Raw genomic sequence first — 10095 nt, forward strand, 5'->3', positions numbered from 1 at the left:
CCGCGGTCGGGGTACGTGTACGAGCGGATCCCCAAGTCGGAGGTCGAGGAGCTCATCCTCGAGGAGGTCCCGGACATCGCCTACACCGACATCGGTGGGTTGTCGGGGCAGATCGAGATGATCCGCGACGCGGTCGAGTTGCCCTACCTGTACAAGGATCTGTTCTACGAGCACCAGCTGCGGCCGCCCAAGGGCGTGCTGCTGTACGGGCCGCCCGGATGCGGTAAGACGCTCATCGCCAAGGCGGTGGCCAACTCGCTGGCCAAACAGGTGGCCGAGCGGACCGGTCGCGACGTCGGCAAGAGTTTCTTCCTCAACATCAAGGGCCCGGAGCTGCTCAACAAGTACGTGGGTGAGACCGAGCGGCACATCCGCCTGGTCTTCCAGCGTGCGAGGGAGAAGGCCTCCGAGGGCACGCCGGTGATCGTGTTCTTCGACGAGATGGACTCGATCTTCCGGACGCGTGGTTCGGGTGTGTCCTCCGACGTGGAGAACACGATCGTGCCGCAGCTGCTGAGTGAGATCGACGGTGTCGAGGGGCTGGAGAACGTCATCGTCATCGGCGCCTCCAACCGCGAGGACATGATCGACCCGGCGATCCTGCGGCCCGGCCGACTGGACGTCAAGATCAAGATCGAGCGGCCCGACGCGGAGGCGGCCCGCGACATCTTCGGCAAGTACATCACTGCGGACCTGCCGCTGCACGACGAGGACATGGCCGAGCACGGCGGTTCGGCCAAGGCCACGGTGGACGCGATGATCCAGCGGGTCGTGGAGCGGATGTACACCGAGGGTGAGGAGAACCGGTTCCTGGAGGTCACCTACGCCAACGGGGACAAGGAGGTCCTGTACTTCAAGGACTTCAACTCCGGCGCGATGATCGAGAACATCGTCTCCAGGGCCAAGAAGATGGCCATCAAGGACTTCATCGACAACAAGTCCAAGGGCATCCGGGTGTCGCACCTGATGCAGGCCTGCGTCGACGAGTTCAGCGAGAACGAGGACCTGCCCAACACGACCAACCCCGATGACTGGGCTCGGATCTCCGGTAAGAAGGGTGAGCGGATCGTCTACATCCGCACCCTGGTGACCGGCAAGAAGGGCGCGGACTCCGGGCGGAGCATCGACACGGTGCCCAACACGGGCCAGTACCTGTAACAACGCGTCCCCGGGACGTGTGGCGGGGCCGACCGGATCTTCCGGTCGGCCCCTCTTTTTCGTCGGTCCGCCCTAGCGGCGCGGTGCGGCTCGGTCGTCTTCCGCCGACGTCGTCTGCGGCCAGTGCAGGTCGAAGGCGGGGCGGTCGCTGCGCACACGTGGCAGGGAGGCGAAGTTGTGGCGGGGCGGCGGGCACGTGGTCGCCCACTCCAGGGAGTTGCCGTGTCCCCACGGGTCGTCGCTGTCCACGCGCTCCGAGTGTCGGGCGGAGTACCACACGTTGTGGAGGAACAGCAGGGTCGAGGCTCCCAGGAGGAAGGAGCCGACGCTGGACAGGATGTGCATCCAGGTGAATCCGTCGGTGGGCAGGTAGTCGGCGTAGCGGCGCGGCATCCCCCGCACCCCCAGGTAGTGCTGGATCGCGAAGGTCATGTGGAAGCTCAGGAACAGGACCACGAAGTGCCATCTGCCGATCGTCTCGTTGAGTCTGTGGCCGGTGAACTTGGGCCACCAGAAGTAGAACCCGGCGAACATGGCGAACACGACCGTGCCGAAGAGCACGTAGTGGAAGTGGCCCACGACGAAGTAGGTGTCGGTGACGTGGAAGTCCAGCGGGGGTGAGGCGAGGACCACCCCGGTGAGTCCACCGAACAGGAACGTCGACAGGAAACCGATCGCGAACAGCATGGGCGCGGGGAAGGTGAGCTGTCCGCGCCACATCGTCCCGATCCAGTTGAAGAACTTGATGCCGGTGGGCACGGCGATGAGGAAGGACAGGAAGGAGAAGAAGGGCAGCAGCACCGCGCCGGTGGCGAACATGTGATGCGCCCACACCGTCATCGACAGCACCGTGATGGCCACGGTCGCCGCCACCATGCTCTTGTAACCGAAGACCGGTTTGCGGGAGAACACCGGAATGACCTCGGTGATGATGCCGAAGAACGGCAGCGCCACGATGTAGACCTCGGGGTGGCCGAAGAACCAGAACAGGTGCTGCCACAGGATCGCTCCGCCGTGCTGTGGGTCGTACACGTGGGTGCCGACGATCCGGTCGGCCGCCAGAGCGCTCAGCGCCGCGGTGAGCACCGGGAACGCGAGCAGGACCATCACCGAGGTGAGCAGGATGTTCCAGGTGAAGATGGGCATCCGGAACATGGTCATCCCGGGTGCGCGCATGATCAGGATCGTGGCCATGAAGTTGACCGAGGCCAGGATCGTGCCCAGGCCGCTGACGAGGAGTCCCATCACCCACAGGTCGCCGCCCAGGCCCGGTGAGCTCACGGAGTCCGACAGCGGGGTGTAGGCGAACCAGCCGAAACTCGCCGCGCCTCCCCTCGTGAGGAAGCCGCCCATGACGATCAGGCCGCCGAACAGGAACAGCCAGAAACCGAGCATGTTCAGCCGGGGGAAGGCCACGTCCGGGGCGCCGATCTGCAGGGGCACCAGCACGTTGCCGAAGCCGACGAAGAGCGGTGTCGCGAACAGCAGCATCATCACGGTGCCGTGCACGGTGAACAGTTGGTTGTACTGGTCGGTGGTGACGATCTGCATGCCCGGCCACAGGAGTTCGGCTCGGATGAGCATCGCCATGACCCCCGCGGCGACGAAGAAGCCGAAGGAGGCGGCGATGTAGAGGTAGCCGACCACCTTGTGGTCGGTCGAGGACAGCCACGGGGTGACGAGCCCGCCCGGAGGTCGGGAGCCCACCGTGGCCGCTGATGCGCTGGGCTCCGTTCCCTCACGGGGCTGTGTCACCGGGACTCCTCTGGGTGGCGGGTTCGGTGGACCACTTTAGGTCATGGAATAATTACTCTCAGCGTCCATCGTGTCGGTGTCCCGGATCGCCGGGCCGGAGGGGGTTGCGGCTCCGCGCGGGACCGCCCCCGCGTCGACACGAAGCGGGAAACGCCCGAGAATGACGGCACTTGGGCCACAATTGGCGCGGAAGCGTTCAAGACCGGGCCGTGGCGGATAACCTCTCATCATGAGTGTGCGGCGGATTATGGGTATCGAGACCGAGTACGGGATCTCCGTGCCAGGCAACCCCGGGGCCAACGCGATGGTGACTTCCACCCAGGTGGTCAACGCCTACCTGGCCGCCTCGGCGGCGCGGGCGCGGCGCGCCCGGTGGGACTTTGAGGAGGAGAACCCGCTGCGGGACGCGCGCGGGTTCGACCTGGCGCGGGAGGTGGCCGACCCGACGCAGCTCACCGACGAGGACCTGGGGTTGGCCAACGTCATCCTCACCAACGGTGCCCGGTTGTACGTCGACCACGCCCACCCCGAGTACTCCGCGCCCGAGGTCACCAACCCGCGTGACGCGGTCTTGTGGGACAAGGCCGGGGAGCGGGTGATGGCGGACGCGGCGGCGCGGGCGGGCGCGACGCCGGGGATCGACCCGATCCAGTTGTACAAGAACAACACCGACAACAAGGGCGCCTCCTACGGGTGCCACGAGAATTACCTGATGGATCGGTCGACGCCGTTCGGTGACATCGTGCGGCACCTGATCCCGTTCTTCGTGTCGCGGCAGGTGATGTGCGGGGCGGGCAAGGTCGGGCTTGGCGCGGACGGCCAGGGGACGGGGTTCCAGCTCTCCCAGCGCGCGGACTTCTTCGAGGTCGAGGTGGGCCTGGAGACGACGTTGAAGCGTCCCATCATCAACACTCGGGACGAGCCGCACGCCGACCCCGACCGGTACCGGCGCCTGCACGTCATCATCGGTGACGCCAACATGAGCGAGATCTCCACGTACCTGAAGCTGGGGACGACGGCGCTGGTGCTGGCGATGGTGGAGGACCGGTTCATCAGTGTGGACCTGTCGTTGGAGACTCCCGTGGCGGATCTGCGGGCGATCTCGCACGACCCGGGGCTGACCCACCGGGTCCGGTTGCGTGACGGGCGGCGGATGACGGCCCTGGAACTGCAGGCGGAGTACCTGGACCAGGCGCGTAAGTATGTGGAGGACCGGTTCGGGACGGACGTGGACCCGGACACGGCCGACATCCTGGACCGGTGGGAGTCGGTGCTGAACCGTCTGGGCAACGACCCCATGGACCTGGCCACGGAGCTGGACTGGGTGGCCAAGCTCAAGGTGTTGGAGGGGTACCGGTCACGGGACGGGCTGGACTGGTCGCACCCGCGGCTCCAGCTGGTGGACCTGCAGTACTCGGACGTGCGCGCGGACAAGGGCATCTACAACCGGCTCGTGGCGCGGGGCCGGATGCGGCGGCTGCTGGAGGAGCCGGAGGTGACGCGGGCGATCACGGAGCCGCCGGAGGACACGCGGGCCTACTTCCGGGGTCGGTGCCTGGCCAAGTACGCGGACGAGGTGGCGGCGGCCTCGTGGGACTCGGTCATCTTCGATCTGCCGGGGTACGACTCGCTCCAGAGGGTGCCCACGTTGGAGCCCCGCAGGGGGACGAAGGAGCACGTGGGTACGCTGCTGGACAACGCGCCCACGGCCGCCGACCTGGTCGCCGTCCTCACGGGCGGGCGCGGCTGATCCGGGACCGGCCCGGGGCGGCGTGTGCCGCCGGGCCGGACGCCGGTTCTCCTCGTGGGCGCGGGGTGGCGCTCAGGGTGTGTCCAACGGGTGTCCGGTGGTGGTGTCGACGTGGTCGGGGACGTCCTCGTGGCGGTCGCCCACCGAGAGCGTTCCGGTGCGCTCGAACATGAGGATCGACGCGCCCTCGGCCGACTCCGGTCGGTGCTCCGTCCCCCGGGGCACCACGAACAGTTCGCCGCGTTCGAGGTCGACCACGCGCTCCGGCGTGTCCGCGTCGTGGCGCGTCCTGATCCGCAGTCGGCCGTCCAGGACCAGGAAGAACTCGTCGGTGTCGTCGTGGGCGTGCCACACGTGTTCGCCCCGGACCTTGGCGACGCGTACGTCGTGGTCGTCGACACGGGTGAGGACGCGCGGGCTCCACAGCTGGTCGAAGGAGGCCAGGGCGGTGCGCAGGTTGACGGGTTGCTCGCTCATGCCGCCATCCTGGCGTGCGCGGTGCGGTCCGGTAAGTGCTAGGAATAGCACATGCCGCAAGAATCCTCGCACCATGTCGTCCTCATCGTCGACGAGGGCACCAATCCGTTCGAGATGGGTGTGGCCACTGAGCTGTTCGGGCTGCGCCGACCCGAGATCGACCGCCCGTGGTACCGGCTCACCGTCTGCTCGCCGGTGTCGGAGATCGCCGTCCACCGGGGCCTGTTCAGCATGTCGGACATGGCCGGGCTCGAGGCGGTCGCCGAGGCCGACACCGTCATCGTGCCCAACCGCCCGGATCCGTGGATGCCGCCCCGGGGGGAGGTGGTCGACGCGGTCCGCGAGGCGGGGCGGCGGGGAGCCCGCCTGGTCAGCTTCTGCACGGGCACCTTCACGTTGGCCGCGACGGGGCTGCTGGACGGCCGCCGGGCGACCACGCACTGGCGGCACGAGGAGCTGTTCGCCCGGCTCCATCCCCGTGTCCGGTTGGAGAGGGACGTGCTGTTCGCGGACGAGGGCGACGTGCTCACGGCGGCGGGCAGCGCCGCGGCGCTGGATCTGGGTCTGCATCTGGTCCGACGCGATCACGGGGCCGAGACGGCCAACACCGTGAGTCGGCGGTTGGTCTTCGCGGCCCACCGTGAGGGCGGCCAGCGCCAGTTCGTGCGCCACCCCCTGCCTCCCCGGAGGGACACGTCGCTGGCCCCCGTCCTCGACTGGGCGCGCGAGCGGTTGGGGCAGCGGCTGACCGTCGCCGACCTGGCGGCGCGTGCGGCGGTCAGCCCGGCGACACTGCACCGGAGGTTTCGCGCCGAGGTCGGCACGACGCCCCTGGAGTGGCTGCGCTCAGAGCGGGCCCTGTTGGCCTGCCGTCTCATCGAACGGGGCGGGACGGGCCTGGAGGCGGTCGCCCGGACGAGCGGTCTGGGCACGACGAGCAACCTGCGTGCCGTGGTGCGCGCGTACACGGGGGTGAGTCCGTCCGTGTACCGCGCGCGTTTCGGGCCGGGGGACGGTCAGCCGTCGGCGGCGGTGAGTTCGCGGGGGTGGCACTCGGCGCAGTCGGACCTGCACGCCGTGCCGTAGTTGTTCATCGACATCGACTGACAGCGCGCGCACACCAGGCGTTTCCCGCCGGGCGGGACATGCTGCCACTGGTGCCGGCCCCGTCGGCAGATGCCGGACGGTCCGATCGTCGTCTCCTCGCGCGTGGGCATGGTGGAACGGTAGCGGAGGCGCGTGTACGGGCACCAGTGCCCGCCCGGGAGCGGCGGCCGGTTCACGGCGTCAGGTGTGCCAGGTGCCGTCGTGGCAGGGCATCGGTTCCAGGTTGAGGGCGGTCCACAGCTCGAGCCGGGTACGGGCCTCCGCCAGGCCGCGTCCCAAGACCCGTTCGGCGACGCGCAGTCGTGCGCGCAGTGTGTTGCGGTGCACTCCCAGCTCGCGTGCGGTCGCCTCCACCTGGGCGCCCTGGTCGAGGTAGTGGCGCAGGGTGTGGACGAGTTCGGTGCCGTGCCGGGCGTCGTGGTCGCGTAGCGCCCCCAGGACGGCCTGTTCGAAGGCGTGCGCGCCTTCGGGCGGGACCGCGGAGCGCAGGAGTTCCCACGCGCCGGTGTCGTCGACGTGCCGGTATCCCTCGGTGGCGGCCTGGCGCGCCCGGTCCAGCGCTGAGGGCAGGTCGGCGGGTCCGCGTGCTCCGCAGGCGCCCGCCCCGTGGGGGCCGCTGGAAGGGTCGCGCAGCGCCGACCAGAGGCGTTCGCCGTGGCGTGGCCGCGGGGTGCGGGGGAGGACGGCGGCGACGGCGCCGCCGACGGTGCACAGTCCGGCCCGGTGCGCGGCGTCGGTGTCGCCGAGGACGTCGACCAGGGCGTCGGCCGCGCGGTCCGCCAGCGTCTCGGGTTCGGCGCTGGGCAGGTACACCACCTCCCAGGGCGGGTCGGGAAGGGTGAGCAGGTCGGGTCGCGGGCCGGGGGCGCCGGTGAGGGCCGCGCGCAGCAGTGGTGCGCGTTCGTGGTGCCGGATCCTGCGGGTCTGCCGGGAGTGCAGGAGGTCCACGGCCAGCAGGGAGGCGGCGTCGTTGGCGAGCATCCGGGTGTGCGGGGAGACCGGTGTGGGGCTGCGGAGGGCGAGCCAGCCCAGGGCGCGACCGGTGGTGCCCAGGCTCTGGAGGAGGATCGAGGCCTCGCCGTCCGCGAGGACGGTCATGCCCCGGGGGCGTTGTGCGCGGTCGAGCGCGGATGCTCGGACGCGTGCGTGCCAAGGGGGCTCGGTGCGCGGTACCGCCGCGGTGGTCATGCCGTTGCGGTCCAGGAGCAGGGTGTGGCCGTGGGTGGCGGAGGCGAGTTCGGTCAGGACGCCGGAGGGGCCGGTGCGCAGCGCGGCGCGCGCCATGGCGTCCTGGGCGGCCAGGACCCGGTCCTGTTCGCGGGTGCGTTCGGCGGCGTGGTGTTCGGCCACGGTCTCGACGACGGCGATGAAGGGGGTGTCGCCCTCCACCTGGAGTACGGGGAGGCCGAGGCGGTCGCCCTCGGCCAGGATCTCGGGTGGGGCTCCGTGGTTTCGGGTGTCGACGGCCACGGCCAGTGCCACGCATCCGGCGCGGTGGAGGCGGTGCAGGTAGGCGCGTCGCTGGTCGGGGGTGGTGCCGAAGCCCATGCCCGCGGTGAGGACGAGTTCGCCGCCGCGCAGCCAGCGCACGGGGTCGTGGAGTTCGGTGACGTGGGCCCACCGGATGGGTCGGTCGAGTCCGCGATGTCCGGCGACCGCCCGTACCTCCAGGACGGGGTCCGCGGTGATGTCGCGGGGGGTGATCGTCATGGCTACCTCCTGGGGTGTGCGCCTCGCACATTTGTCACAGGGTGCCATGTGCCTCGCGACCCGGCGTGTGGTGGCGGGGAGTGTTTACCGTCTCCTTGACACACCCGCTCTGGCCAGCGGCGGCACCCGAGGGTCCGTCCGGAGCCCGGAACGTACACGGAGGATCCATGGCAGACCGGACATCCCCCACGGCCGCGCGTCCAGCGCGCGCGGCCGTCGCCGCGTTCGTCGGGACCACGATCGAGTGGTTCGACTTCTACGTCTACGCGACGGCGGCCGGCCTGGTCTTCGGCACGCTGTTCTTTCCCGGCGACATCGACCCGATGGTGGGTCTGATGGCGTCGTTCGCGACCTTCGCCGTGGGGTTCTTCGCCCGCCCGCTCGGAGGTGTGGTCTTCGGACACTTCGGTGACCGGTTGGGGCGCAAGTCGGCGCTGGTGACCACGCTGCTGATGATGGGTGTGGCCACGTTCTGCGTCGGGCTGCTGCCCACCTACGCGCAGGTGGGGTTCGTCGCGCCGCTGCTGCTGGTGGTGTTGCGCTTCGTTCAGGGCATCGCCGTGGGCGGCGAGTGGGGCGGCGCGGTCCTCATGGCGGTCGAGTCCGCCCCCGAGGAGCGCAAGACCTTCTACGGGTCCTTCGCCCAGCTCGGCAACCCGGCGGGCGCGCTCCTGGCGACCGGGTCGTTCGGCCTCATCACCGCCTGGGACTCCGACCTGCTGTACACCTGGGGCTGGCGGCTGCCGTTCCTGGCCTCCTGCCTGCTGGTCCTGGTCGGTCTGGTGGTCCGCCTCAAGGTGGAGGAGTCGCCGGTGTTCGAGGCGGCGCGCGAGAACCGGGCCGCCGAGCCCGAGGGGCCGCCGCTGCGTGAGACCCTGCGCACCTCCTGGCGCGCGGTGCTGCTGGGGATCGGTGTCCTGCCGGTCGCCGTCGGCGGCTACTACGTCGTCACCACCTTCCTCCAGGCCTACGGCGTCACCGAGGCGGGCATCAGTGAGCAGCTCATCCTCAGCGGCCTGACCCTGGCCGCGTTCGTGGAGCTGTTCGCGACCCTGGCCACGGCGTGGCTGGGCGACCGCTTCGGCACGGCCCGGATCGTGACGGTCGGACTCGCGGCGGTGGCGGTGCTGGCGTTGCCGCAGTTCCTGGTCCTGGAGACCGGGAGCGCCGTGCTGATCGTGCTGATGCTGTGCCTGATGCGGGTGGCGATGGCCGCGGTCTACGGGCCGATCGCGCGCGTGCTCGCGCAGATGTACCCGCCGCGCGTGCGTTACACCGGCATCTCGGTGTCCTACCAGGTCGCCGGTGCGCTGTTCGGCGGTCTGTCGCCGCTGGCCTGCACCGCCCTGTTCGCCCTGACCGGGAGCATCCTGTCCGTGGCCGTCCTGTTGGTCGTCATGGCCCTGGTGAGCATCGCCTGCCTGTCCCGGGCGCCCCGGCACAGCGACGCCGAGACCCTTCCCGTCTGAGCCCGCGACCTTCCATGACCGTCGTCGGGCCAGAACGGTCCGGCCACCCCCACACCACGACGAGGAGCACCGCACCCGTGTCCGCTCTGATCATTCACAACGCCACCGTCCTGACGATGGACGACGCCAATCCCCGGGCCGAGGCCGTGGCCGTGCGCGACGGGCGGATCCTGCTGGCGGGGACCGTCGACCGGGTGCGCGCGGCGGCCGGTCCGGGCGCGGAGGAGGTGGACGCGGGCGGCCGTACCGTCATCCCCGGGTTCATCGACCCGCACAACCACCTGTTGTCGACGGCCGAGTCGCTGGCCGCGGTGGACGCGCGCTACCCGCGGGTGGGCAGTGCCGCCGACCTGGTCGCGGTGATCGCGCGGGAGGCGGCGCGCACCCCCGCGGGGCAGTGGATCCGGGCGTTCTCCATGGACGACGCCAAGTACCCGGGCGGCCGCCCCACGCGCCGTCATCTGGACGAGGCCACCAGCGAACACCCGGTGATCGTCTACCACGTGTCCGGCCATCAGGCCGTGGTCAACTCGGCCGCGCTGGCGTGGAGCGGGATCGGCGAGGACGTGTCGGATCCCGAGGGTGGTTCGTTCGTGCGCGACGAGGGCGGCCGGCTGACCGGGATGGTGCTGGACTCGGCGATGGAGCTGCTGCTGCCGCTGGCGGGCG

Annotated in this window: 8 protein-coding genes (1 of these 8 only partly in view); 5 read left to right on the forward strand and 3 right to left on the reverse strand. The window is 70.0% G+C overall.

The window, feature by feature from the left end; genetic code table 11:
• Window positions 1–1158 carry the 3' portion of a proteasome ATPase gene (arc, locus tag D471_RS0103960; RefSeq protein WP_017597428.1) on the forward strand. The gene continues 600 nt to the left of window position 1, outside the view, so only the last 1158 of its 1758 coding nucleotides appear in the window; its start codon lies beyond the left edge, outside the window; it ends in the stop codon at window positions 1156–1158.
• A gap of 72 nt (window positions 1159–1230) precedes the next feature.
• Here the strand turns inward: arc and ctaD are convergent, their stop codons facing one another.
• Complete coding sequence (ctaD, locus tag D471_RS0103965; RefSeq protein ID WP_017597429.1) at window positions 1231–2865, reverse strand: aa3-type cytochrome oxidase subunit I; 1635 nt, start codon at window positions 2863–2865, stop codon at window positions 1231–1233.
• A 277-nt stretch (window positions 2866–3142) separates the two neighbouring features.
• Between ctaD and dop the strand changes: the two genes are divergently transcribed.
• Window positions 3143–4663 (forward strand): depupylase/deamidase Dop, encoded by a 1521-nt coding sequence (dop, locus tag D471_RS0103970; RefSeq protein ID WP_040688254.1) that lies wholly within the window; start codon window positions 3143–3145, stop codon window positions 4661–4663.
• A 72-nt stretch (window positions 4664–4735) separates the two neighbouring features.
• On the opposite strand, the gene D471_RS0103975 is transcribed toward dop, so the two are convergent.
• The gene (locus D471_RS0103975) at window positions 4736–5140 is read right to left on the reverse strand and encodes a cupin domain-containing protein (protein WP_017597431.1); all 405 of its coding nucleotides are present in this window, start codon (window positions 5138–5140) and stop codon (window positions 4736–4738) included.
• A 51-nt stretch (window positions 5141–5191) separates the two neighbouring features.
• On the opposite strand from D471_RS0103975, the gene D471_RS0103980 reads away from it, so the two are divergent.
• Window positions 5192–6226 carry a helix-turn-helix domain-containing protein gene (locus tag D471_RS0103980; RefSeq protein WP_017597432.1) on the forward strand — a complete coding sequence of 345 codons (1035 nt, stop codon included), beginning with the start codon at window positions 5192–5194 and terminating at the stop codon, window positions 6224–6226.
• A 201-nt stretch (window positions 6227–6427) separates the two neighbouring features.
• Here D471_RS0103980 and D471_RS0103985 read toward each other — a convergent pair whose 3' ends face one another.
• Window positions 6428–7957 carry a PucR family transcriptional regulator gene (locus D471_RS0103985; protein WP_017597433.1) on the reverse strand — a complete coding sequence of 510 codons (1530 nt, stop codon included), beginning with the start codon at window positions 7955–7957 and terminating at the stop codon, window positions 6428–6430.
• Window positions 7958–8124: 167 nt separating this feature from the next.
• Between D471_RS0103985 and D471_RS0103990 the strand changes: the two genes are divergently transcribed.
• Window positions 8125–9426, forward strand: a complete 1302-nt coding sequence (locus tag D471_RS0103990; protein WP_017597434.1) for an MFS transporter — start codon at window positions 8125–8127, stop codon at window positions 9424–9426.
• A 77-nt stretch (window positions 9427–9503) separates the two neighbouring features.
• Window positions 9504–10095: amidohydrolase family protein (locus D471_RS0103995; protein ID WP_017597435.1), on the forward strand; the 592-nt coding region annotated here is incomplete at its 3' end.

Origin of the sequence: Nocardiopsis lucentensis DSM 44048, from assembly GCF_000341125.1 — a bacterium.
Lineage (GTDB): Bacteria > Actinomycetota > Actinomycetes > Streptosporangiales > Streptosporangiaceae > Nocardiopsis > Nocardiopsis lucentensis.